Here is a 25,067-nt window from a genome sequence, read left to right as displayed (position 1 = left end):
TACTAATAGTTCAACACAGCTTTTAGTGGTAGGCGGTATTATTCTGGTACTAGCTGTAGGAGGTTTTACGTGGTACTACTTCTCAAAGAAGAAGAAAGAGAGTACTCCAAGTTTAGATGACGACATTTTAGATGCCAACGTATTTAGTACCCCGCCCTTTAGACCCATTTCAAATAGTAACACATCTTCAACTTCAACTTCGAGTTCAAGCTCTTCTTCTATTTACATCAAAAAAGGAAGTAGGCATCCTGATGTAAAGATTTTACAACGCTATTTAAAATACTATAAACAGCCCCTAGGTCGTAGTGGACCAAAACGAGACGGTGTGGATGGTATTTTCGGAAAGCTTACCGCGAAAGGCGCTCAGAAAAAATTAGGTAAAACAAGCTTCACACGGTCTGATATTCAGTCCATGAAAAACACTTTAAAACTTTTAGGACAATGAAAATAACAAACAAAGAAATAAGACTTAGTGGTCTTTTGATCATGGGAAGCGGACTTTTAATTGGGTATCTATCCTCATTATGTGAAAACAAATCTGAAACTCCAAAACAAGATCCTGAAAAATCAAGTCCTCAAAAGAAAACCACACCTGTGGTGCAATTAAGCGTAGTTGCTAAGGATACCCCTATTGAAAAACCGATACAGACGACAAAAACAGTTGACGCTCCCTTAGAAACTACCGAAAATAAACAAGAGACGATCTCTAAAGTAGCAGAAGCTGAGATAAATGAAGTAGCACTAGAAGGGGAAGCAGAACCTCAAACAGAGATAGAAGCAGAACAAGAATCCCAAACGGAAATAGAAGTAGCAACAGCAATAGATGATGTAATTGTCTTAGATGCTTCAGAGCAAATCACAACAGCCCTAGAGATGATCCCTGATGATTTTCCTCTACGTCTAGGTAGTAAAGGAGAAAGAGTATTCGCCTTGCAGAAATACCTTTTAAAAAATCATGGATATGATGGTATGGTCAAAGATGAGTATGACCAAAAACTAGCAGATAGAGTATTACGTCTTTTAAAAGTAGAACAAGTAGATCAGAAACTATTTAATAAACTTATTTATAAAAGAAAAAGAGGAAGATAATGTCCGAGCCAAAAAAAAGAAAGGGTGGACTTTTAAATGCTCTTATTGATAAAGATGGCATTAAAACAGAAGTGACCCTTACCATCACCAATCAAACAGCCACCAAAGTGGCTCTTACATTACTTATTTCTGGAATCAGTCTTATTGTGATTGCAAAACTCTTAAAAGAAGTATTTCCTAGTAAAGAGCTTACCGCCCTTAGATCAGAGGTAAGCGAGATAAAAAGCATATTAATAAAGTAAAAGAAGATTATGATGACAAGTATTGAATATCTCATAGACTATTTAATAAGCCTTGATTGGGGCTACATTATTACATTTATATTAATCTCACATCTAGTAAATCAATCAAAAGTAACTACTTGGTTTTTAAAAAAAACCAACGTGAAAATACGTACCCGATATAGGGTGTTTTTCATTGGACTTGGATATGGCATTTTAGTCTATCTATTACGCGGGTATACAGTAGCAAATATTGAAGGTTTATTTCAGTCTTTTGTATTCGCCATGGTCTTTCACAAGCTTGTGGTTGAAAGACTCTTTGCTGTACTGAAATTAAATCCAATACAAAGTACAAATTATGAAGACCATAGTGAAGAATAATTGGAAACTAATTATAGGAATTGTCTTAGTGATTCTAGTAGTTAGTAGCTATTTACTTTCAACAAACCAATTACAAACCACAAACACAATCCCTGATATATTAGAACAAGAAAATAAAGAGTTGTCTGCCTTAAATATCCAATTAGATACAAGGATAAAAGATTTAAAAATACAGACTGAAAACTTGCAAGGAATCATCGATCAGAAAGATCAAGAGATCTATCACTTAAAAACAGTATTAGATGAAAACATTAATCGTATTAATAATTATTCTGTCCTCCAGTTGGAACAGTTTTTCACAAGGCTTAAAACCGATAGTCTTCCCCATTGATGGAGAGACCTATTTTTGTTTTACCCCTTGGCAGTCTAAGTACATCGCTAAGGCTTTAGAAAAAGAAAGACTTCAACGGGGACTTATCAAGGCCTTAGAGAATCAAAAAGAAAAGTTTATCCTATTACAAGAGGTCAAAGACAGCACCATTCTATTTTTAGAAAAGAAAAATGCCAATCAATCCTTAGTGATAGATAATAAAAACTTAGCATACAATGCCCTAGAAATAGACAACAAAGCACTCACAAAGAAAGTAAAATTGCGAGGGGTAAAAAACACCGTGCTAGGTGGCGCACTGCTTGTACTAGCGAGTGTATTAATAATTAAATAAAAAAAACTATGTCAATTTCAGGATATCAAAGTGATAATACCCAAGGTGGAGACCTTCAAAATTCACGTAACAGCGTTACTACGCACCAAATTTTACCCGAGCATTTAAGTTCTATTCTTACCCACTCTCCTTCATTTAATACCTATACCCTAGTTAATGAGAATTTGCTCATCGCGAAGGATATTAGATTAAGCCCTAATACCCCTGAACTAGAAATTGGAGATTGGCTTGTAAGCTTGCCTGCTCCATTGATAGACGAAGGCACTCATACAGGAACTTTATTTAGTATAGGAGGAAATCCCTTTTTCTATTCTATAGACATAGATGGAAGAGTCACGATAAGCGGAACATTTGTAAATGATCAAGATGAATTGATTTTAAACATAAACCCGTACATCATAGAGACGCCCATTCGATTTAAAACCTTTGGAAGTCCTTTTTAGATGAAACAAGGGATAAAATACACATCATGGATATTACAAAAATCATTATTGTCATATTTAGCGCTACAGGGTTTTGGAAGCTCATTGAACTCTTAGTACAATTTAAAGGTCAAAATCGCTTAAAAGATGCAGAAATACACAACTTACAGACCCAAGGCAATAGCCTAATCATTGAGAACTATAAGAAGTGGTCGGAGAATATGGAAAAGCGATTAGAAGAGCTAGAAAATAAAAATACAGAAATGACCAAAACCATCACAGAACAGCGAAAAAAAATAGATAAACTTCAGAAGTATGTTGATCAATTAGAAGAAGAAATCAAACCCTATAGAAGCTCTACAAATGAATGAAAATAAAAGTAACACCCTGCTTAATGCTGTTTTTGGGATTTTTATGATTTTAAGTATTATAAAGGTAGGGATGGATATACACGAGAAATGTAAAAAGAAAAAGAACGGTCTTGATAAGCAATAAATATGGTATCATCTTATAAACATATTTATATAGGTATTGGAACGGCAGCACTTATTGTAGGTGGTGCTGTTTTAATACGTTATTTGACGGAGTCAAAAACTAAAAAACAGAAAAGCCGAATTGATTTTTCTGTTTTTGATAGTAAAGATATCGCTGGCTCTGGGCGTTGTATTGATAGGTCACTTTTAAAACGATTGCAATTACTAGAAAAAAGAACAGGCTATGCAGTTCTAAAAAATATCAACTCGGCAGTGCGTAGTCATTTTTGGAATAAAAAAGTGGGCGGAGTGAGTAATTCCGCCCACTTGATTACGAAATGTAAAGCTGTTGATATTCGCGCCCCCACGCGAGCCATCCGTAATCTACTAGTGGTTCAAGCATATAATCTTGGTTTTACTCGTATTGGAGTTGGTAAAACGTTTGTACATCTGGATGTAGATACATCCAAACCACAATATGTGGCTTGGGGATATCCCTCTGGAACAGCCCCCGAAATTAATCCTTTTGCTTGACTCTTTAAGTTACATGAAGCTCTTTTTTAATAAGAAGTTTAATGGTAATACCTATCTGCCCTAAATGATACATCGTATGATGAATTACCCCCTCTAGGGCAAACTCAAAAGGATACCTACTTTTATGGTTTTCTTCTGTATAGGTCTTTTCTAATAAAGAATCATCTTTATCTCCAATAAGAACAAGAATGGATAGGATGCTTTTTTCATAGTCTTTTTTTAATTGCTTCCACCCAATGGTTTTAAGTTCTTCGTTAGAGCGCCAATATTCAGGTTGATACCTTAGTTGTAAATTAAAATGTAACCTTAGTTTATTAATTACATCTATGTTTAATGCAATTAAATGTCCAATGATCTCTGCTACACTATGAAGCTCAGGGATAGGACGTATAAATGCGGTATGTTTTGAAATACCATCTATTTTTTCCATTATATTTTGGCCTACCCACAATGCTTTGTAATTGATGGCTTCTAATTGTTGTGCATAATACTGTATTGTCATGTTTCTTTTTCTTTCTTTAAAAATATCATAGAACTATACCCAAAACTCCAGTCGGAAATGTGGTGCAATGACTTTGGATGTGATGGGTAGATAGTCCTACTTCTTGGGGTGAAAAACTCGATAAAAAACTATATCCAATAAGCGCTTTTTCTTACCCTAAAAAGGCGTACTTAAAGCATATAGTATCAACTACTGAATTGATTGTTTAAATAAATATTATTCGAAATCTTGATTGTATGGTTTCTTTAAATTCATAGGATCATAACCCCAAACAACCTAGTAAGAATTTTGTTCAATTGTAACCTACACATTGGGTGGGTAAGTCCTACTTTATTAAGGAAGTGACAGATAAGCCTCGTTATTTTAAAGAAAATTCTTTTAAAGAATAAATAGATTCTATCCCTTGTATAAGATTTGAGTACTCAACAATCTCTAGAGGATAATATTTTTCTAGGATCGATTTATAATTAATGACAGGATGATATTTACACTTTAAACTTTCTGTCACATATAAAACATAAGTGGTCTGCGGATTTTCAAGCTCATCATATAAAAGAGAAATACCTTCATCACTACTAATTTTATCAATTTTAGTCAAAACTACTTTAAAACAATCTAAACCATTGATTATCTTATTTTGATCTTTGTACTCACTAATGATAATACGATCTTCATCTAAGTATTCGTATGAATTATCCATTATAGGAATAATTGTTGAATCAATTTTAGACCTCATACTATAGGTTTGTGTATTCCTATTAATTAACTGATAATCTCCCTGTATTTTATCATTCAATTTTCTATATGAAGTAATTGTCGAATCATTAAAAACATGGTATTTTTTTAGGTTATCTCCTGAAATTCCAAAATCCAAAGTTTGCATAGACATATCTATTATATCTTCAACATAATTCGAGTTATAATCAATTTCTTGATTTGTGAATCCATCTGTAATTTCCTTACGAAACATTATTTTCATTTTAGAATTTAAAATACTAAGTGTAGAATCATATAGTTTTTGATTTGTTACTTTTCCCAATTTTTCAAAGACAATTATTCCAGTTTTCGGAATAATTATTTTTTGCGCTGTTGCCTGAGCAAAAAAAGTTAAAGTAAAAAATATAACTACAGATGTTATTGGTATTCCTTGTATTGATTTCATTAGTTTACATTAAAAAACAGTTCCACTCTTTACTTTAAAATTATATTCCTACGGAATTGATTTCTAAAAAAAATCTCAATCCTAAATGACACTTAATTATTAAATTTCAGATTCTTAAGATTATTATACCCACGTATCCTTTTACTCAATTAAATTGTTCGGATATTTGGGGTAAATAGCTAAAAGATTATTATGAATACAATTATTAAAAAACAGCTTTTATTTTACTATTGTAAACATTACACTCTTTAAAACTCATCCCAGTAAGATTATTAGATTCAATAGCTTCTTTTAGCCTTTCAGATATATAATAACCACTTCCAAATGGAACATTCATTATCCTTATTAAATCATCTTTAATATTAGAAAAATTAAAATGAAGTTCTTTGCTTTTTAAATAAAGATTCTTAGATAAAAGTTTTTCTTTAATAATTCTGTAATCAATAGAGTTGTCAATTGTTATAGTTTCTCCAACATATTTATAATCTTTTAATTTGCCGATAAAAAATGAACTTTTAGAATAGTCCACACATAAATCTTCTTTTGACTCTAGCAAATAGAAAATATAATGAGAGTCTATTATTTTCTTTAAATGATGCATTTTAATAGCAAAGGAATTTACCCTACCAATACTAAAAGCAGACAATATTGATCTGAGTTTATCATTAATGATCAAAAAAAACGCTGGACTGACAGTTACTACTTGAATGAAATCTGTAATAATAGTTTTATTCTCCAATAATAGTTCAGGAAGAATTAATCCCTCATTATCTGGAACTGTGACCCCATATAATTGTTCGATATTCCCTGGCACAATCGATTTTTGTCCTTGGGGATAGTTTCCTGTAATAGTATGATCTATTGAATTACTTAACTTATAAAACTTCATTCTTTTTTTTTTAGAAAGGGTAGTCGATTATGTTTGAAATTTGACCTAAATTAAATCCTGGGTTGATACTTATCAGTTCATCTAAATAATCTGTTAATCCTAAAATAAAGTCATTTGCTTCTTCAAAACTCGCTGTTGGATTATCAATATTAAAATCAGTTAAAATCTCTTCTATTTTATTATTATACAGATTATGTCCAGTTAAGTGATCAGTTGATGGCAAAGGTATACCATTTTGAGGAGCATTCATATGAAATGGTGAATCAGCTTTTGCTGCTTTTTGAACTACAGGACTAGATCCAAATTCCCAAGGAACCATATGATGTGCATGATTAGGAGTGCCTGTTGTTCCAATAACCTTTCCTAATTGTCCTCTATTTCCAAAATTAATAATATCACCTGCATTTACTATCCATTTCAATGTGGTTTTTCTACCATTAGCTAATGTAATAGTACGTTTAGCCCATTTTGCTCCTGTGCTGAACCATCCTACAAATGGTACAGCTGAAGCATAACTAAACGCGGCATTAACACCATCGCCATCAATGGTATATATTAGACCATTTGCAACATCTGCTACTTCCCCAAACCCAGGGATTAACCCAACAATATCTAACCCAAGTTGAAGACCATTTTTATGAGCGCGTACACCAATCTTAAATAATTCCCAATTTGAAAAATCATAATTTTCAGGATATTCAGATTGTTTAATTATAGCAATTTCAGTTCGTATATAATTATAATATTGGAAGCCTAAATCTGGTTCAATTATGAGAATAGGACCATTATAACAATTAACCTCATCTATAAACTCTTGGCTGTAGCCACTTTCTAAAAGGTTATGAATTGATAAGTTTGCTGTGATATTAACTCCATATTTTGCCTCATCTGAGTATTCATTTTCTTCTAAGAAACGTTGAATATCCATTTTTTGCTCATAATCTAAGTCTCTAATCCATATAGCAAGTTCTCCACTAACCCCAAGTTCGTCCACTAAAAAATTACCCAGTAACGCATCGACTAAATCTATAATTATTCCATCGTCAGTATTTTCTGAATTATCTGGATTTGGCAAACAATTACAATTTAGATCAAAACCAAACTCACAATCATTTTGAGAGCTGCATGTATCATTTACCTCTGGAAGACAAGGATTTCTTAAAGAATTCTTATCCTTTTCTAGTCCATTTTCATCAGTAAACTTTATGTAAATAGTAATGGTATCTGGCAATGTACAGGTACATTCTGGGGCGTCATTCCCTCCAGGATGATCTTGAGGGCAACCACATGTAATTTCTATATCAATATCTTCTCCTGCGTTTCCATCAGAATTACTATTGCCATCAGAACTATCACCATTTTGACCTTCTCCTGAATTATCTCCATTTCCAGTATCGTTACCTCCACCACCAGTATTATTGCTTTCACCTTCATCTACACAGGGATCTCGTTGCGACTGAGAAACTTTAACACCATTTATCATTGTATTTTCTCCTACATAAATACCATATCTATCATATACTCTTATCATACCCGTAAATATTGATAAGTCATTAGGGTTTGAAGTCGAGTTAAGCCAATTCGTTTCAGGAATAAATTCTAAGAAGTAACTATAATATCCGTCGGCTGTTTCTTTTAAAACATAATTTACTATAGAAAGTTCATTAACATGACCTTCTTTGGTGAGACTAAAAGTATAGTTGGAGGTGCCAAATTCATCTGTTACTTGACGAATCTTGTCTGTATTCAAAGTTCCTGTTATAGTGTCCTCTATGGACCTATGCCCCCCTTGTGAAGGAGAAAAAGAAAATGTAAGCTCTTTATTAGATTCTTCTTGGATTACTTGTAGAATTTCAGGGATATCTTTTCCTGAAATTGTTTTTATAATAGAATGATTCCTATCATTATTACTTTGAGACTCTAATTGATGATCTACATCATCGGTCTGGCAACTATATAGATGAATACAAAAACATACTAATATAATTTTAAAAAAATACAAAAAAAGTGACCTCATAATTTAATGGTTTTTAATTACTTAAATGATTATTATCCGAAATAGGCATACATTGATATATTCCTATTTCTTCTCTAAAATCATAGGACTATAACCCAAAGCATTCAAGTGTGGTGCATTTTACATCAAATACTAAGGGTTTGCTATAGTCCTATTTTAAAAAAGGTGAAAAGCATACACAAGTGTTTATTGCTTCATTATTTAAGGCTAAATTATTGACATAGTGCGGTATACGGGCAGCCCAAAAACACATTTTTTTTATGCCTTTGGGTTATTATTTTTTAAATAAAAAATCTTATAGGAATCCTTGCTCTTTTGCCTTTAGGATGAGCACCCTAGTGCTATTATCAGCTATATTAAAAATATCCATCAGCCTTCCTTTTCGTTTCTGTATCGTACTTTTTGAAAGGGATAGTAGTTCTTGAAGTTCTATATTACTAGCACCTTGAGATAGCTCATAAAGTATTTGTCTATCTGTCTCGTCTAGCAATAAACTATTAGACATCAATTTACGGGTATACTTTGTTACAGATTCTGAATAATAAGGCGTAGCGTCAAAAATCTTTTTTAATGCTTCCATTAGTGTCTCAGGGGTAATATCGCCTTTAAGTAAAAAGCCATCAGGATTGATTGTTTTTATGATATTTTCTACTCTAAAATTATCTTCTATAACGGTTATGATAATTATTTTTGGAAGTACTGGAAGTGTCTTTTTTATCCAAAGACCTATATCTTCTCCAGAATATAGTTTTTGAGAGGGGTAAGCGGGCAATTGTATATCCAACATAATTAAATCATAAGTGTTGGATGTTGAAGATAACTTTTCATAAGCTTCTTGACAATTTGATGCGACCTCTATCTGAAAGTAATATTGTTGTTGAGAATTACTTAATTGTGCAAAGACATCAGAAATTGCCACTTGCATAAGTGGATGATCTTCAATAATTAAGACTTTTAGTTCTTTTAAATTATGTTCTATGCTAGAATACGTTGCCTTTTGTTGGCTTGATATGCCATCTTTCTTTTTCATAAATCGTGTTGCACCACAGAATTATTATACGGCAATTGTTTTTGCTTCTTCTAAATCTTTTAATTGTTTATCTAGTTGTCCATAAATCATCATGGCTCTCCTGTGGGCTAGTTTTGACCACGTCTCCATATTATCAGTTTCTTTGATAAATAAAGGAAGACTTTCTAAAGCTTCTATCTTATTAGTTATGTCAAGATTAGTATCTTGTAAGGAATCTAACCTGTTATTGATATCTGTTTTAAGTTTGTCAATTTCTATTCTAAGGTCACTAATTTTAGTTCTTCTTCTTTTTGCAATATGTTTACCAAGTAGGAAAATACTAATTATGATCAATGATAAAAAAAGAAATGTCAAGAAATATAAAATACGGTTGAAACCCATTATATAACTATGCATATCTCCTGCTACTAAAAATAAATTTAAACCTATTATTAGAAAAAGGGATAAAGGAACTAAAGCTTTAAAAGTTTTATAATCATTTCTATTTAATGGAAATAATATCACAATAGCCGTACACAAAATAATTAAATTTACTTTTTGAACCAAAGTCCATATTATATCTGTCGAAGTAAATCCTTCAACTATTTCAAAACTTTTTCCAAAAATGTTTAATGTTGTAAATTCAGGAATTAAATAATCAATATGGTTTAAAGGATATGTAATTAAAATACAACATACCCCTATAATGACTCTACTCTTGCTCATCTGTTTTTGAGTCTGTATGATCCGTTTCTGGAACTTCTTTTACTTCTTCTTCTTTAGGGTTTTGGTTTTCTTCTGATTCTTTTCCGTAAGGTGGTTTTTTTGCCATAACATTTAACTTTTAAAGATTTATAAATAATCCAAATATAGATTAAACGGAAGTAATATATCGATGTGATTACCACCGTTTTATTACGGTAAAGCTTCAGTTATTTGTGATTTTTTAATTCCATTACCCTGAATATAATTATTTTACGAATAAGACGTTTACGGGAAACCGTAAAGGGTTTGTATTTTATTTAATTATTTTGTCATTAAATTAAGAATAAGTAGTTAGTTAATGTTTATTTCGAATTTTAGTAAAGTAATTATATGCTTTCGCGAAAGCATAAGTGTAAAATATATGCTAAGTATTGTAATTAAATTGATTCCGATATTATGAAAATTATATGTATCGCTTTTTGTTTTTTATTTGTAAGCATATCTAATGCCCAAGTAAGAAACATCGAATTACCACTAGGAGAACAAAAAGTCAAAATTACAAGAGTAACACCTGTATTCAGTTTTTATATCGATAATCTTGAAAATATTTATCTTGAAAAAGAACGTATTACTTTAAATGAGATTAAGGTAAAGTTAGATCGAACAATAAAGACCGTTCCTAAACAGAATAGGTCACGAATTGTAATTTTTCTCTATATACATAAACAAACACCTTACCGTATTATTGATAAATTAAAAACAGAAATTACCTCTTTAGATATCCGAAAAACTGTTTATAGGATAGGGTCAATTGAAGATAAAGACTTTCTTAGGGGTTTTTACTGGAAAAACTATCCTCAATATAATGCGGGTCTAATGAATGAAGAGCCTACTAACGAGATTCTTACATTTGTTCCTATATCTAAATCAGGCTCAATAAAAAATATCCCTTTACCTCCACCACCTCCGTCATTACATTGGACATATCTTTTAGAAAAAGATATGTCCAATCAAAGACAGTTAATAGATAAAGCGACCTCAGAACGGTTAACCAATTGCATTATAGCTACAAATGAAGGGCTTATTAGTAGTTCTGAACTGATACAATTACAGGATATTGAATCCTTATTAAAGCTATTTACATCTTATGATGTGCTATTTTTAGATTTTGAGAAAGACTTGTCTTATAACTCATACATAGAAACCTTAAAGTCTTTTAAAGGATGTAGGCTTCCTCTTTTTGGTGAAGCCTACATTTTTGGGGAAGCCTACATACAAACCCCCTAAAAATATATAGTCAAATTCAAGAATAATACGATTATGTAGTTCTATTAATAATATTTGAAATTTCACAAAACACAGACCACAATAATAAAAATTATTTTCTTCAAAAAAGATTTGAAGATCATCGAAAGCAATATCAAGAAAGAGATTTATTACTAGAACTACTATATAACAGTCGCCTGATGAGAGAGTCAGTGTTAAAAACAGCACAAAATAATAAAACTATTGGTATTTGGATTGCTGTTGCTACTATTCTTTATTCTCTTAAAGAAGGATTATTTATATTTGGTTTTATTTACTAATAAAAAAGCACCTTATTAAAGGTGCTCTTAACAATATGATTGTAATTATTACTAATAAAAAATTACACCATAAATATAGAATATTAATAATAAATCAAGCTCTATTTCTTGTAAAAATAGCGTTTAAAAGTATTACATATTAGATAATGAGGATATTTAAGCAAGGCTTTCAAGAACTCTATCAATTTAATAGAGATTTATTACAGTTTCTATTTAATCAAGAAGCACTCTCAAGATTAGAAGTACTTCTTATTAATTTCTTCATTTTAATAATAACATTCACTTTTATCTATATCGAAAATTATCTTATTTGAAATTTAAGGAGTGAATGCCTCTCTATTATACACTACTTATCAATAAACAAAATTTCACGAAACATTCATGTGTGTAAATAAGTATTATATGTAAATTAACGAAATGCTTACACCCTCGGAATACATTCGCTCTATTAATTCAAACATATGCTTTTGGGTCTGAATGGCTTTTCCCATGATGTCAAAGTAATACATCAAAAGATTTTTGACAATATGCACTAGACTGAGTGCTTACATTATTTCATTTGATTTTAAGGAAAGATTAGATTGATAATTGATTTTTTAGGTATAATTTTTTCTAAAATTTTAGCAGATATTCTGCCTCTATTTTTCTAAAGATATTAGACAATTCTTCCATAAGCAATAGAGTCATCTCTTCATAAGTATATTTAGATTCGACTGTGCACATATTATAAATTTTTCTGGTATTTTCGTTAATTAATCTTTTTTGACTTGTAAAGTCAAATCTTACTTGAGTATCTAAAAACCCGTTGTATAATGCTATCTTGAGTGTTGTAAAATGACATTTCACATTAAATTTTTTTAATAATCTTTTATCTATTATTTTTAATTCTTTAGTAGATATTTTAAGTTTTTTTTCTATTTTTTTTGTTTTTAATCCCTGATAAAAACAATACAATAATTGGATTTCTTGAGAGCTAAAATCTTTTTTGTTTAAAGAGGTTTTATATTTGGATTTTGATTTTTCAAAAGATTCTACGATATAGTGGATCAAGATGGATTTAACGTGTCTTAATTTAGTATTTATACTAAGCTTATGACTTGTCAGTATTGCAATAATTAATTTTGCAGAATTATTTGCTTGTTCAGGGTATATTAAAAAATTAAAGTTTTTTTCTTGGAGGACCTTATAGTGAAAGCTTTTTTTTAATACTCTCAACCATGAGTCTTCGTCAAATTTATTAATTATTCTATATTTATTCCTCCATAGTTCTTTATCTGGAAAAAGGTTTTTAGTTTTTTCGTCAACTTTTAATATATCTTGCAATATTGAATACCGTAATGTTAAAATTTCAGTTGTGGTAAGATTATATTTTGTTTTTTTTTTTTTTTTGTCTGAATTCGTTTTTTATTTTTATAGAGTTTGACATTATTTAGAGTTTAGGGGTTGCGTATTTATACAATTGACATATACTAATTTTAAAGGATTTTTATTTTACATAAATTTCAAAATTGAATGAAACTTTATAACGAATAGTAATTTATAATTCTAAATAGTGGTAAAATAATAGTTATTAGAGATGATGTTTTTGCAGTTAATTTTTTTTTAAAAACTTACATTAAAAAAAGCTATAAATTTTTGATTTTCAATAAATAATTTGATGATGAAAACTAATATAGAATATGTGTTTTTTTATAAAACTATCAATTGATTTTCATTAAAAATTACCTTTGTAATAAATGTAGTATTTGACCGTATAGCGCACGTTATTTAGGTAAACCCGTAAGTATATATAATTTGTTACTGAAGTAGGATATTTCCTTGAAATGCGGTTATGTTATAAATAACTACGTTAATTACTTTAATTTTATGATTATGAATTGTTCTTAATATTACCCAACTATTATTCTTAATTTTACAAAACTAACTTAGTAGTTAGATTTTGTTGAAATATAATTTGGGATAGAGACCGTCTTAAAACAATTTAGGCGGTCTTTTTTATTTTGAACATCGTATACTTTGGTAGAAAACATTAGAAAATATAATGGAGGTCAAGGAAAAGCTAGATTATTAGATGCGGTAATGGGCTAGAATTTATTTCAGAAACCTTTATGAACTGCTATGAGAAGAACTTTATAGAAATTAAATATACGCAACCTGGAAAATCAATGCAGTATGTATATATAACGACTCAATTGCTTCTTAGAGATTTTATGCTTGATAATTTAACTTTAAAGATATCTGTCAGCTTCAAAAGATGAGCGACAAACTGGATGGAGGATTACAACTTCCATCATACATACAAATCTTTAGGCAATAAATCTCCTAAAGAATATATGCCTAACTTTGATGAAAAATCAAAATTCTTTATCAAACCTGACAGATTAAAGTTAGAGAAATCAGGGGGAGTATTTTTTTAACTTTAAACAGCCATTTGCTTATGAAACGATCAAAGTATTCCAAATCGCAGATTGTCTTTGCGATTAATCAGGTAGAGACGGGAACCCGTACTCAATAAGTTTGTCGTAAGCGGGCATCAGTGAGGTCACTTTTTATAATTGGAAGAAGAAATATGCTGGACTCGGTGTCTCGGACCTAAATAGGTTGAAGAACTTGCGGAGGATAATTGACAGTTCAAGAAACTGGTAGTCGATCTAGGCCTTGACAAACAGATTTTATAGGGCGTTATAAAAAAGTTCTAAGGCATTCAGAAAGCGTGGGATAGTTAATAATATTAGGGTGGGACACAACATTTCCATTCAGCGTTGCTGCAAGTGTAAGCTTTCCCCAATTAGAACTGTTTAGTTTTCTAAAACTTCTATAAAGTTATTGTTTTTAATTCTTCTGGGGCTAGCCCCAGAAGAATTAAGTTTTGCATATTTTATTGGCGATATTTTTCCTAACCCATCGTGTGGTCTATGATTGTTATAATCCTCCATCCATATTTGGGTTTGTTCTCTCACTTGGTGTATATCCTCAAAGATGTATTTATCTAACACACCTCTTCTGTAAGTTACATTGAAACGCTCTACAAATGCATTTTGGGTTGGTTTTCCAGGTTGAATACATTTGAACTCTATTTTGTGTATTTGACTCCATTCGTTAGTAATATTCGCTATGAACTCAGGACCGTTATCCATACATATCTTTTTGTTTTACCTTTTTTATTGACCAGATGATTTAACACCCAGACGATCCGATTGCTAGTTAAGGAAAAGTATATCTCTATAAAAAGTGCCTGTCTGTTAAAATCATCAATAATATTAAATGCTCTAAAGCATCTCTTGTTCTCCAAGACGTCTGTTACAAAATCCATACTCCAAGTATGGTTAAGCTCGTTGGGAATCTCTAAGGGTTGTTTAACCCTTGCGGGCAATCGTTTCTTTACTTTTCGCCTTAAAGGAAGACCTAGATCCACGTAAACTCTGTGTACTCGTTTATGATTCCAAAGTCTACCTTCGTTACGTAAGCGATCATAAGCTTTCCAAAAGCCTTCTTCTGAGTGGTCCTTAGCTTTCTGCTGTAAAGCTTCTTCTTTCTCACTATCGTCTTTAGAAAGCGCTTTGTAATAATAAACACTCTTACTCATGGTTAAAACACGGCACGCCCTACTAATACCGTAATGAATAGGTTTCTTAGTGATAGCGCGTTTACGCCAGGGCTTTATAGCTTTTTTTCAATAATCTCCTTTGCCATTTGATAGTCCAAAGCTAAGGCAGCATACATCTGCTTGAGCTTACGGTTCTCTTCTTCAAGTTCTTTGAGCCTTTTTAACTCTTCAGAATTCATCCCTGCGTACTTAGAATGCCACTTGTAAAAAGTAGCCGAACTAACACCGTGTTCACGACTAATTTGGTCAACGCTCTTTCCGTTGTCAAACTCTTTTAAAATCTTTGCGATCTGCTGTGGTGAAAATTTACTCTTTCTCATAATACTGTTTAAAATTAAGATAATTATTCTATTTTTAAACAGTTCGGTTTTAGGGGATGCTTACAATTACTAGCACCTAAATATGGGAGAAGGTCCATGATAATTATTTGTCGAATTTAGAGTTGTCCCAAAAAAAAGGGAGACCTACAGATGCACTAGGGGGAATTTCAACAGTAAAATATGAGAAAATTAATACTTCTGGTGCTAGCTCCAGAAGTATTAAAAATATTAACTTTATAGGAGTTTTAGAAAACTGAGCAATTCTAATTTAGATAGATCAATAAATATTAAAAAAATGTACAAGTTTAAAATATACATTAGTCTTTTTTTTATAAATAGTTGCTTATATTCTCAAAATTCTAAAATAGAAAGTATTCCGGTATATGATGAGGAAGGATATTCTATTAATTCTTTTAATGCTATAGTAGACGCTGAAAATTTTTTGTGGACAGATAGCCCCAAGGGGCTTATTAAGCATGCCGGAAGTCATAAAGTATTATTCCCTTATAATTTCCCAAATAATAATGAGGATATAGGTATTTCAAGCATTAAAGAAGTTGCTCCAAACACTATAATAGGTATTAATAAACGTGGATTTTTTCATCTTAATACCATTACAGGGGTGCTAGAATGGAGGTTTATTATAAAAGATAAAACAAACTATAATTTTGATGATTTTACAGAAGATAAATACGGAAATGTGTGGACAACCATTGGGGAATCAACAATATTAAAATTTAATAAAAATGATTCTCTGGAGGTCTTAGATCTTAAAAAATTAATTATTTCAAAAGGCTTCGATAGAGTAGGGATTAAAATAAAATTTGTTGATGAAAAAGGTCTTTTTTTAACTTTTGGTGATAAATATTATTATTATGATCACAAAACGTTGGAGTATATAGCTAATTTTGTTCCAGAAAGCCGAAGTTCAAGGTTAGAATACAACCATTTAAGCGGTAATGGCACTCTTTTTTTTAGTAATACTTCTGGAAGTTATAAAATTAATGGTGAATCATACTATTACAAATACATTCCTGAATATGGAATCCAGATATTTGAAATCCCCAAATATTACATAAATACTGTTGAAAGAGAAAACGGAGATAAGCTTGTATTTTCTATCGAAGATTTAATTAACAAACCTACCCTATATATCTTTAGAAAAAAAAATTTTAAAGAATTTGAAACTTCTGCTTTTCAATTTAATTACGGTATTACGAAACCTTTTTTTTATAAAAATAGAATCTTGGTGCCTTCCTTTAAATCTTTAAAAATTATTGATAATAATATACAAGATTTTACCAATTTTACATACTTGTCTAATCAATACCAAAAACTAGATAATGTAAGTTTTAGAACTATCGAAATTTTGAGTGATGGGACACTACTAGCAATATCAAATAAAGGATGGTTTGAACTTAAAAAAGGAGACACAGTTTTTTCTGAAGCTATTTACACCAATAAAGGGGTTGAATTGAAAAGGAAAATTGTGTCCAATTCCTACGGATTACACAAAACAAATGATTCTATATTCTATCTATACGGATTCAGTAACTATCTACAAAGAATAAATGTAAATAAAAAGAAATTTAATAGTTTGCAATTGTTTGAAAAGTCAAATATTAAATTCAATGTCGTTTTTGATATTAAACAAATGAAAGAAAATTTACTTCTTTTAGCCACAGATAATGGTCTTTTTATATTCAATGAGAATGAACGTTATTTAGAAAAATACGCTTTTGAAGAAGTAAACAAAAAAAACATAGAGACTATTTACCTTGATAAAAAAAATAATGAGTTGTGGGTGGGTCTTTCGAATGAAGGAGGTCTGTATAAAAAAAATTTAACTACCCGAGAAATTATACATTTTAAACAAAACAGTTTAAATTATACTTTGGTCGATGATAATTTGACAGTAATTTTTGAAGACTGTAATTCCAATACTATTTGGGTTGGAACCAAAAATGGTTTGCAAAAAATAAATAAAAAATCTTTAAATAGTAAATCTTATGTTTTTGGTAATACAGAAACCAATTATATTACTGGAATATTGGAGGTTAATGACGAACTATGGTTGAGTAGTTATAATGGAATAATAGTATTTAATAAAGAAGAGGAAACATTTAAAGTTTTTTACCAAGAAGATGGTCTACCCGATAATGAATTTAATAAGAAATCTTTTAAAAAGGTTAATGATCATTCTCTATATTTTGGGGGGATTAATGGACTAGTAAATATTAAACCAACCTATAAATTAGAAAATTCAAATAAGGATAAAATTTCACTCATAGAAATCAAATATTTTGATGAAAAGATAGGAGAAGATGTTACAATAAATAAAAACATTTCAGAATTCAATACTATATCAATATCTGAACAAAATAACTATTTATTTTGTAAGTTAGCATTTAATAGTCCAATTCAAAAAAAAAATGTATCTTTTCTTTATAGATTTCTAGGAGAAAATCAGCCTTGGCTTAAAACAAACCAAAATGGAGAGCTTAATTTTTCATCACTTCCAGTTGGTAAAAACATAATCGAAATTAAAGGAGTAAATGAATTAGGTGAAAGTCTAAATAGGTTAAAAGTAAAAATTCAGGTAACCCAAAAGTTTTACAAAAACCCCTATTTTTTGAGTTTTGGCATACTATTGGTAGCACTGCTAATAGTGTTCTATATTAATGAAAGAGCAAAAAATCTTAAAAAAGAATTACAGATTCTTACAGCTAGAGCAAGAGAACTTAGGTTACAATTAAACCCACATTATACATATAACATATTAAATTCTTTACAAAGTATTTTTTTATTAGAAAGCCCAAAAACTGCAAATAATTATATTGTTATGTATGCAAATTTAATAAGAGGTACAATAAACTTAAATAATCAAGATTATGTAACAATTAATGAAGAAATAACTTTTTTTAAGAATTACCTCCAACTTGAAAAATTGCGATTAGATTCAAACTTAAATTATTCCATCTACATTAGTCCAGAAGTAAATCAAAATCAAAAAATATTGTCTTTACTAATCCAGCCAATTATAGAAAACGCTATCATTCACGGCTTAACTCCAAAAAAAGATAATCGAGATCTTAGCATTAATTTTTTAATTCAAAAACCTTTTTTAGTTATAGAAATACAAGATAATGGCATAGGAAGAGCAAAAGCTTTAGAAGGCAAAAGATATTTAGAAAGAGCATCAAAATCTCTAGGATTATATTTAATTAATAAACGAATACAAACTCATAACAAGATTTATAAAAAACAAAAAATCTATTGGGAAATCATCAATTTAAACCAAAATAAAAAGACACGTGGTACAAAGGTTTTATTCAAATTTACTTTGTAATTTTTAGGTATTAATTAAAAAAACATTCTCCATAAAAAAATCTATAATGAGTTATCTAGATGCAGTAATAGTTGAAGATGATATTAAAGGAGCAAGTTTGTTAGCGCATGTGCTAAGAACTTATTGCAATAATATCACATTAGTGGGTATTGCTCATGACGTCAACAGTGCTAAAGAGATAATAAAAACCAAGCAACCAAAAATATTATTGTTAGATGTTAAACTACATGATAAAACTTGTTTTGATCTTTTAGCTCAAATTACTTACGACAATATTAAAATTGTATTTATCACGGCTCATGAAAGCTATGCTATAGATGCTATAAGGCACAATGCCATAGATTATTTATTAAAGCCTTTAGATATTCCCGCAATTGTTTCGACTATTTCTAAAATAGTCGAAACATCTATGCATGAAGAGTATTCTTTAAAAAAACAATTAAATTCTTTAGAGGAAAATTCTGTGTTGTCAATGAAGTCAAACTATTTTGCAATTGCTTCAATGGATGAAATAAAAATGATAAAATACAACGATATAATTTACCTAGCGTCAGATGGACGCTATACCACTTTTTATTTGGTAAATAAAAATGAAATTGTTGCATCAAAAAATATTGGCCAATATGAAAAAATGTTGATAGAACACGGCTTTTATAGAATTCATAAAAGTTATATTATTAATTTAAACTTTGTTTTATCTATAGATAAAAAAGACGGTGGTTTTTGTTGCCTTATAAATAGTTTAATGCTGCCTATTTCATTTCGTCGAAAAAATGGATTATTTCGCTATTTAAATATTAAGTAAAAAAATAACTCATTCTTATATCGTAGGAGTGTAGTTATATTTCATGTATAGTCCAAAATAATCGATACAAATTATTAAAGAATTAAACCTATAAATCAATAGATTCTCTAATGAGTTGCTTATTTACTTCAAGTTTTTCAATACTTTCACTAACAAAGAACTCTTGTTTTAATATTCCATTGACCTTCTCTGCCATCGCATTCTCATAAGGGTCGTAATTCTCTGTCAAACTTGCTTTAATTTAGTTACTAACCTATAAGGCTTGATATTCATTTGAGCAATACTGAAGTGCTCTATCCAAGAGATGGATTAATGGTTGATCTTGATAGGTTCTATTTTTTAATGCATTTTCAATGCTTCTAGAGAGTCTTGCACAGCTAGACTGTTAGACAGATTATAACCCATTTTTTTTAATATGCATCTATTATTAATGCTAGATAAGATGGATTCTTCCTAGTTCCAAAATTAGTTATATCGCTTATGCATATTTGTTCTAGTCTATTGATCTCTATAGCACTCACAATATTCTTATGCTTTTTGAATTTATGATGGGAATCAGTTGTTATGTGATAGCTACGTTTAGGTTTTATAAGTATGTGATTTGCTCTAAGTATTCTAAAAAACTTATCCCTTCCAACTTTTATTTCAGAGAGTTCTTTTTGTAATTTTTCATATAGTTTTCTAGTACCCAATTGCTGCATAATATTACGTATTCTAACAACTAGAGCGATTACTTTCTGTGCTGTGCACTGATTAAGAGCTCTTGTTTTAAGAGTTCTATAGCAAACCTGTCTGTTAAGCTTAAGTAAGTTGCAGGCAGAAACTGTTGTTTATTTGTGTTCTTCTTTGAAGTTTTTGATAACTCGGACGTATAATTTTTTCTGATTTGAATATAATATTGCTTTTAGACCATATCTACCAGCATATCAAAAATCATTGCTTTCTTATCTTCTCGCTCGACTAGATGTTCTTCTCTAAGATTCTGTTTCTCTGATAATTTAACTTTTGCTTCGAGTTCAATAATTTTTTGCTCAGTTGTTTTTACCATGGTCTCAACGGATAGGTCTTCCCAATGAAAGGTACCATATTTATGCAACCATTAAATAATTGTGGATTTAGCTTGTATGCCATGTTTAAGATGGTCAGAAAGTCTATTCAGTTGACCTGACTCTGACTCTATTTCTTCTACGACTTGAAGTTTAAAAGAAAGCGAGTAATCTTTTTTGGGTTCTTTTTGAATAATCACTATTAAAAGATCTTTTCATTACACTAAGAGTTTAGTGTATCGCTATTTTAGGAGGTGAAGAATACAATATTTCACGACATAATGTTTTGCGTTTATGTAAAAAAAGTAGACGCTTATTAATTTTTTGATACGATTGTGAATTTATATTATTTGTGTAATAACTAGACCTTAACTTGCTTTGTTAGGGGGGAGATAAATACAATTTTAAAAAACTTATAATTTATTTTTTTTCTTTTTTTCTCACACTCTATTTTGTTAAAATTTAAAGCAAATAAGACCCATGCCACAAAGAAAAAACAGGAATAATCTTTTAGTCTTAATATATTTAATAACGTTAAGTATATCGCACGCTAGTACTAATTTTAAAGACATCAAGAGTGAATCAAAACATTCAATTATTTATGTGGATAATGACCTTCCAGATAGGTATATTTTAGAAAATGCTGTAACATCAACCAACGCCACAGAAGTTCATCTGTTTTCTCATGGTCGCCCTGGCGAATTGTACATCAAAGGGCAGTGGTTGCAAAAAGAGCAAATAGCCCATTTTATACAATCTGAGTTTGGTTTTAATGACAATAGTCAATCTTCAATGGTCAATCGTCAATCGATTAACATCTACGGTTGCGAGTTTGCCAAAGGGCAAAAAGGAAAAGAAGCAGTTAACTATCTAGAAAAAGAACTAGGAATATCTATTGCCGCCTCAACTAATATTACTGGTAAAGATGGGGATTGGGAGCTCGAAGTAGGACAGACCTCAAAAAACTTAAATCTTCAAGAATATAACTATAATCTACAATTAGATACAGTACACTATTTCCCTCCTCATGTTGGGGCAAGTTATTTACCAGCCAATTTTGATAACGAATATTTATATTTATCGACTCCATCAATTACAAACATTAGTGTTGTGGTTACTGATGGTGGAGGCACGCCTATCCCAGGGAGTCCATTTACAATTTCTAATGCATCACCAGCAGAAATTGTCTTAGGAACTAATCCGCCTAATGCGCCGATCTCTGTGGACAGAGCATTATTAGGAAGTCCCATGAGTAATGTTGGACTTCGAGCCTCTTCGGCCTCTTTATTTTATGCCGAATATAGGCAACTATCTAACAGTCAAGGTGCCTCTTTGAGTGCTAAAGGAACTGTAGCTGTTGGCACAAATTTTAAATGGGCGGGTGCTAGGTCCTTTCAAGGAGAAGATTTCATCAATAATTATCTTTCTATATTAGCCATAGAAGATACTAATGTCAATATTTCGGGAATAAATCCCGCAACCCAGATTACTGGGGTAACGCATGCAGGAACCATTAATGTATCCTTAACGGCAGGGCAAAGCGTTATTTACGAGATAAGAACGCCAGCAACTAATTTACAAGCAGATATTGATGGAATGCTTGGCGCAGATATCGTGTCAACGGGTAATATTGTTGTGAACACGGGAGGCCAAAATATAATGGCAACTAATGATGTAGTGTCAATTAGTAGGGATCATGGTATAGATCAAATTGTTCCTACAGATATAGTCGGTAGGTTTTATGCGGCAGTAGCTAGTCAATGTAATAAAGAAAAAATATATATTACAGCAACTGCAAATAATACAGATATCTTTTTAAATGGTGCCTCTACCGCTTTTACCACAATCAATAATGGAGATTATGCATTAATCCCAGCTAGTCAATTTGTTGGAGGTGCTATGTATATAGAGGCTTCTAAGCCTGTCTACGTACATCATGCAATATGTGTCCTTAATGATGATAGAAATCAAGGGCTCGTTTTTTTACCACCTTTAAATGGTTTTGCCGAGAATGCTTTAGATCCTATACCATTTGTAGGTCAAATCGATGGCCAAAACTTTTCGGACACTAGACTAAGAGTCATCGCTAGGGTTGGTGTTCCTGTGCAGGTTAGTATTAATGGCGGCCCACCTGCTACCCTAACTTCTCCTCAAAGTATTACAGGCACCTCTTTTTGGGAGTACTATATTGTAAACCCTGTAACTACAGGTGCTAGATATACTTTTACTAGTTCGGCAGCCATCCAAGTGTCTAGTATAGGAGCAAGTGGTAATATAGGATTTAGTAGTTATCATGGGGGATTTGAGAACCTTCCAGTAGCCTTTTTTGATGTTACAAGTTGTGACAATTTAATTACAGTAAATTCTGGCGTATGGGACACTTACCAATGGTTCTTTAACGAAACACCGATTCCTGGCGCAAACTCAAGTACGTATTTAGCCACCAACCCGGGCGAATATTTTGCCATTGTGTCATTAAGCACTGACCCATCCGTCCAGCAGGAAACAAACCGCATTACCTTAACAGCAGCCAATATATTAGATACAGATGGTGACCTTTTAATAGATTCATGCGACTTAGATGACGATAATGATGGGATTTTGGATACAGAAGAATGTGCTGTTTTACCAAATATTTCAGCAGCAAATTTTGGAGGACAACCTCTTCCAATGACTGGTATAAATTTGACTAACCTTTCATCCTCATTGGAGGGAATCAGTTACGATGTCAATTTTACAAATTGGGATGCTGGAACTGAGGGTTATGTTGATTTGGATGTTACAACGTCTAATTCAGCAATTATAGATACCCATGTGGGTAGAAATGTCATTAGAGGATTTAATCAATCACAGTATAGTTTAACCTTTGAAAACATCAATGCGACTAGTGATGTAGTTTTACTTTCTTTAGATGCTTTAAAAGATGCATTTCCTGTTACCGTAACGGCAACTGATGCTGGTGGTGGAATAATAGATTTGACAGGAACGGTTATTGCAGGAACATACTTAGATAGCGGCGGCGGATCTGCTACTTGGATTCCTACCACGATTAACGGTCAGTTTTCAACGCCTGGAGGAGGATTTAGTGGAAGGGGTGCTATAATAAACCTTTCTGGACTAGGTGTTTCAAGCTTACAAATTGAATATACCACGAATGATACTCAGGATGCTTGGCGCGTAGGCTTACATGGATTAGGGTTGTGTGATACCGACATGGATGGCATACCAGACCACTTGGATTTGGATAGTGACAACGACGGCTGTTTCGACGTAGTAGAGTCAGGCGGTTTAGATGGTAACAATGATGGTATTTTAGATAATGGTACAGCAACACCACCCTCAGTAACGGTAGATGCCAATGGTCAAGTAAATAATGGTACAGGCGGTTACGACGGCGCTAATGGCACTGAAACGTCCGCCACACAGGTAGTGGTAACTGCCTCCCCTTCTGATCAATACGCCATTGACGGTACTCTTGCAACCTTTAGTGTAACAGCCCGAGGGGACGAGACCACCACTTATACGGGTACAGCGCCAACCACCACACCAGATTATGCAAATCCAGGCAATGCCGACGCAGGGCTTAATTACCAATGGTATCTAGGCGACCCAGATGCAGGGGGAACTCCTATAGCAGGAGAGACCAACTCAACACTCAATGTAACGGCGACAACAACTTTAAATGGACAGCAGTATTGCGTTTTGATAAGCCATGATGATAATGTATGTATTCGTGAGGTGCAATGTGCCACTCTATTCGTACCACAGGTAGAACTGGTAAAGACCGGACTGTTTGTAGATGGTAATGGTGATGCGTGTGCCAATGTGGGTGAAGTTATCACCTACACCTTTACGGTGACCAATCCAGGAACAGTACCCTTAAGCACTGTTACGGTCACCGACCCTCTTTTACAAGCACCCAATCCTATTGTACCCATTGTTTTTGTAAATGGCGATACCAATGGTGATAACGAATTAGACCCAGGAGAAGTGTGGACCTATACCGCAGACTACGCCTTTACTCAGGATGATATTGACACGGGCAGTGTAACCAACAGCGCTACGGTGGATGGTACAGCTCCCGACACGACGGTAGTTAGCGATACCTCAGGGACGGCCATCGATAATGACGATGCTACGGTAACGCCACTGTGCCAGAATCCAAGTATTTCCATTATCAAGACGGGGGTATTTAATGATGAGAATGGCGATGGTTTTGCACAAGTTGGCGAGACGATAAGCTATGTGTTTACTGTGACCAATACAGGAGATGTTACCTTAACCAATG

Annotated in this window: 23 protein-coding genes and 1 pseudogene; 14 read left to right on the top strand and 10 right to left on the bottom strand. The window is 31.9% G+C overall.

Annotated features, from left to right (window positions below; genetic code table 11):
- The 9 genes from ACFO3O_RS22065 to ACFO3O_RS22025 all read left to right on the top strand — a co-directional run.
- On the top strand, positions 1-445 hold a 445-nt coding region (locus ACFO3O_RS22065), incomplete at its 5' end, for a peptidoglycan-binding domain-containing protein (RefSeq protein WP_379982963.1).
- Positions 442-1,089 (top strand): hypothetical protein, encoded by a 648-nt coding sequence (locus ACFO3O_RS22060; protein WP_379982961.1) that lies wholly within the window; start codon positions 442-444, stop codon positions 1,087-1,089. The genes ACFO3O_RS22065 and ACFO3O_RS22060, both read left to right, overlap by 4 nt.
- Positions 1,089-1,331, top strand: a complete 243-nt coding sequence (locus ACFO3O_RS22055; protein WP_379982959.1) for a hypothetical protein — start codon at positions 1,089-1,091, stop codon at positions 1,329-1,331. The genes ACFO3O_RS22060 and ACFO3O_RS22055 overlap by 1 nt, the downstream gene beginning before the upstream one ends.
- Before the next feature lie 9 nt (positions 1,332-1,340).
- Positions 1,341-1,691 carry a hypothetical protein gene (locus tag ACFO3O_RS22050; protein WP_379982957.1) on the top strand — a complete coding sequence of 117 codons (351 nt, stop codon included), beginning with the start codon at positions 1,341-1,343 and terminating at the stop codon, positions 1,689-1,691.
- Positions 1,669-2,022: a hypothetical protein gene (locus ACFO3O_RS22045; protein ID WP_379982955.1), complete on the top strand. Its 354-nt coding sequence runs from the start codon at positions 1,669-1,671 to the stop codon at positions 2,020-2,022. The genes ACFO3O_RS22050 and ACFO3O_RS22045 overlap by 23 nt, the downstream gene beginning before the upstream one ends.
- Entirely contained in the window at positions 1,934-2,353 is a 420-nt protein-coding gene (locus ACFO3O_RS22040) for a hypothetical protein (RefSeq protein ID WP_379982953.1), read from the top strand. The genes ACFO3O_RS22045 and ACFO3O_RS22040 overlap by 89 nt, the downstream gene beginning before the upstream one ends.
- Positions 2,354-2,361: 8 nt before the next feature.
- Complete coding sequence (locus tag ACFO3O_RS22035; protein ID WP_379982951.1) at positions 2,362-2,796, top strand: hypothetical protein; 435 nt, start codon at positions 2,362-2,364, stop codon at positions 2,794-2,796.
- 26 nt (positions 2,797-2,822) lie between these two features.
- The gene (locus ACFO3O_RS22030; RefSeq protein ID WP_379982949.1) at positions 2,823-3,146 is read left to right on the top strand and encodes a hypothetical protein; all 324 of its coding nucleotides are present in this window, start codon (positions 2,823-2,825) and stop codon (positions 3,144-3,146) included.
- 126 nt (positions 3,147-3,272) lie between these two features.
- Positions 3,273-3,782 carry a D-Ala-D-Ala carboxypeptidase family metallohydrolase gene (locus tag ACFO3O_RS22025; protein ID WP_379982947.1) on the top strand — a complete coding sequence of 170 codons (510 nt, stop codon included), beginning with the start codon at positions 3,273-3,275 and terminating at the stop codon, positions 3,780-3,782.
- Between the two features lie 4 nt (positions 3,783-3,786).
- Here ACFO3O_RS22025 and ACFO3O_RS22020 read toward each other — a convergent pair whose 3' ends face one another.
- From ACFO3O_RS22020 to ACFO3O_RS21995, 6 genes are all read right to left on the bottom strand, one after another.
- The gene (locus ACFO3O_RS22020; RefSeq protein WP_379982945.1) at positions 3,787-4,284 is read right to left on the bottom strand and encodes a DinB family protein; all 498 of its coding nucleotides are present in this window, start codon (positions 4,282-4,284) and stop codon (positions 3,787-3,789) included.
- A 358-nt stretch (positions 4,285-4,642) separates the two neighbouring features.
- A complete protein-coding gene (locus ACFO3O_RS22015) occupies positions 4,643-5,446 on the bottom strand; it encodes a hypothetical protein (RefSeq protein WP_379982943.1) in 804 nt (267 codons plus the stop codon).
- 205 nt (positions 5,447-5,651) lie between these two features.
- A complete protein-coding gene (locus ACFO3O_RS22010) occupies positions 5,652-6,335 on the bottom strand; it encodes a hypothetical protein (protein WP_379982941.1) in 684 nt (227 codons plus the stop codon).
- Positions 6,336-6,345: 10 nt separating this feature from the next.
- Entirely contained in the window at positions 6,346-8,352 is a 2,007-nt protein-coding gene (locus tag ACFO3O_RS22005) for an AHH domain-containing protein (RefSeq protein WP_379982939.1), read from the bottom strand.
- Positions 8,353-8,647: 295 nt separating this feature from the next.
- Complete coding sequence (locus tag ACFO3O_RS22000; protein ID WP_379982937.1) at positions 8,648-9,382, bottom strand: response regulator; 735 nt, start codon at positions 9,380-9,382, stop codon at positions 8,648-8,650.
- 24 nt (positions 9,383-9,406) lie between these two features.
- Entirely contained in the window at positions 9,407-10,087 is a 681-nt protein-coding gene (locus ACFO3O_RS21995) for a hypothetical protein (RefSeq protein WP_379982935.1), read from the bottom strand.
- 435 nt (positions 10,088-10,522) lie between these two features.
- Here ACFO3O_RS21995 and ACFO3O_RS21990 point away from each other — a divergent pair, with 435 nt between their 5' ends.
- Positions 10,523-11,353 (top strand): hypothetical protein, encoded by an 831-nt coding sequence (locus tag ACFO3O_RS21990; RefSeq protein ID WP_379982933.1) that lies wholly within the window; start codon positions 10,523-10,525, stop codon positions 11,351-11,353.
- Positions 11,354-12,264: 911 nt separating this feature from the next.
- On the opposite strand, the gene ACFO3O_RS21985 is transcribed toward ACFO3O_RS21990, so the two are convergent.
- A complete protein-coding gene (locus ACFO3O_RS21985) occupies positions 12,265-12,975 on the bottom strand; it encodes a LuxR C-terminal-related transcriptional regulator (protein WP_379982931.1) in 711 nt (236 codons plus the stop codon).
- A gap of 1,209 nt (positions 12,976-14,184) precedes the next feature.
- Between ACFO3O_RS21985 and ACFO3O_RS21980 the strand changes: the two genes are divergently transcribed.
- Positions 14,185-14,298, top strand: coding sequence for a hypothetical protein (locus tag ACFO3O_RS21980; RefSeq protein WP_379982965.1), 114 nt, complete (start codon positions 14,185-14,187; stop codon positions 14,296-14,298).
- A gap of 152 nt (positions 14,299-14,450) precedes the next feature.
- Here the strand turns inward: ACFO3O_RS21980 and ACFO3O_RS21975 are convergent.
- Positions 14,451-15,579 (bottom strand): annotated as a pseudogene (locus ACFO3O_RS21975) (IS3 family transposase).
- A 295-nt stretch (positions 15,580-15,874) separates the two neighbouring features.
- Between ACFO3O_RS21975 and ACFO3O_RS21970 the strand changes: the two are divergent.
- Both ACFO3O_RS21970 and ACFO3O_RS21965 read left to right on the top strand, forming a co-directional pair.
- Complete coding sequence (locus tag ACFO3O_RS21970; RefSeq protein WP_379982929.1) at positions 15,875-18,928, top strand: sensor histidine kinase; 3,054 nt, start codon at positions 15,875-15,877, stop codon at positions 18,926-18,928.
- Positions 18,929-18,974: 46 nt separating this feature from the next.
- Positions 18,975-19,733: a LytR/AlgR family response regulator transcription factor gene (locus ACFO3O_RS21965; protein WP_379982927.1), complete on the top strand. Its 759-nt coding sequence runs from the start codon at positions 18,975-18,977 to the stop codon at positions 19,731-19,733.
- A gap of 88 nt (positions 19,734-19,821) precedes the next feature.
- Here ACFO3O_RS21965 and ACFO3O_RS21960 read toward each other — a convergent pair whose 3' ends face one another.
- On the bottom strand, positions 19,822-19,962 hold the full coding sequence (locus tag ACFO3O_RS21960) for a hypothetical protein (protein WP_379982925.1): 141 nt from the start codon (positions 19,960-19,962) through the stop codon (positions 19,822-19,824).
- Positions 19,963-20,637: 675 nt separating this feature from the next.
- Positions 20,638-20,829, bottom strand: a complete 192-nt coding sequence (locus ACFO3O_RS21955) for a hypothetical protein (RefSeq protein ID WP_379982923.1) — start codon at positions 20,827-20,829, stop codon at positions 20,638-20,640.
- Between the two features lie 553 nt (positions 20,830-21,382).
- Between ACFO3O_RS21955 and ACFO3O_RS21950 the strand changes: the two genes are divergently transcribed.
- Positions 21,383-25,067 (top strand): DUF7507 domain-containing protein (locus tag ACFO3O_RS21950; RefSeq protein WP_465251771.1); only part of this gene is annotated, 3,685 nt, incomplete at its 3' end.

It is taken from the genome of Dokdonia ponticola (assembly GCF_042653865.1).
GTDB classification, from domain to species: domain Bacteria; phylum Bacteroidota; class Bacteroidia; order Flavobacteriales; family Flavobacteriaceae; genus Dokdonia; species Dokdonia ponticola.
The sequence above is the reverse complement of the archived record's forward strand: the minus strand, read 5'-3'. Positions and strand labels throughout refer to the sequence as shown.

Coding starts and splice junctions, on each gene's coding strand:
- ACFO3O_RS22040 (WP_379982953.1), top strand. CDS start 1,934: ATGAAAACATTAATCGTATTAATAATTATTCTGTCCTCCAGTTGGAAC.
- ACFO3O_RS22035 (WP_379982951.1), top strand. CDS start 2,362: ATGTCAATTTCAGGATATCAAAGTGATAATACCCAAGGTGGAGACCTT.
- ACFO3O_RS22045 (WP_379982955.1), top strand. CDS start 1,669: ATGAAGACCATAGTGAAGAATAATTGGAAACTAATTATAGGAATTGTC.
- ACFO3O_RS22050 (WP_379982957.1), top strand. CDS start 1,341: ATGATGACAAGTATTGAATATCTCATAGACTATTTAATAAGCCTTGAT.
- ACFO3O_RS22010 (WP_379982941.1), bottom strand. CDS start 6,335: ATGAAGTTTTATAAGTTAAGTAATTCAATAGATCATACTATTACAGGA.
- ACFO3O_RS21965 (WP_379982927.1), top strand. CDS start 18,975: ATGAGTTATCTAGATGCAGTAATAGTTGAAGATGATATTAAAGGAGCA.
- ACFO3O_RS21990 (WP_379982933.1), top strand. CDS start 10,523: ATGAAAATTATATGTATCGCTTTTTGTTTTTTATTTGTAAGCATATCT.
- ACFO3O_RS21970 (WP_379982929.1), top strand. CDS start 15,875: ATGTACAAGTTTAAAATATACATTAGTCTTTTTTTTATAAATAGTTGC.
- ACFO3O_RS22015 (WP_379982943.1), bottom strand. CDS start 5,446: ATGAAATCAATACAAGGAATACCAATAACATCTGTAGTTATATTTTTT.
- ACFO3O_RS22000 (WP_379982937.1), bottom strand. CDS start 9,382: ATGAAAAAGAAAGATGGCATATCAAGCCAACAAAAGGCAACGTATTCT.
- ACFO3O_RS22060 (WP_379982961.1), top strand. CDS start 442: ATGAAAATAACAAACAAAGAAATAAGACTTAGTGGTCTTTTGATCATG.
- ACFO3O_RS21995 (WP_379982935.1), bottom strand. CDS start 10,087: ATGAGCAAGAGTAGAGTCATTATAGGGGTATGTTGTATTTTAATTACA.
- ACFO3O_RS22025 (WP_379982947.1), top strand. CDS start 3,273: ATGGTATCATCTTATAAACATATTTATATAGGTATTGGAACGGCAGCA.
- ACFO3O_RS22005 (WP_379982939.1), bottom strand. CDS start 8,352: ATGAGGTCACTTTTTTTGTATTTTTTTAAAATTATATTAGTATGTTTT.
- ACFO3O_RS22055 (WP_379982959.1), top strand. CDS start 1,089: ATGTCCGAGCCAAAAAAAAGAAAGGGTGGACTTTTAAATGCTCTTATT.
- ACFO3O_RS22030 (WP_379982949.1), top strand. CDS start 2,823: ATGGATATTACAAAAATCATTATTGTCATATTTAGCGCTACAGGGTTT.
- ACFO3O_RS22020 (WP_379982945.1), bottom strand. CDS start 4,284: ATGACAATACAGTATTATGCACAACAATTAGAAGCCATCAATTACAAA.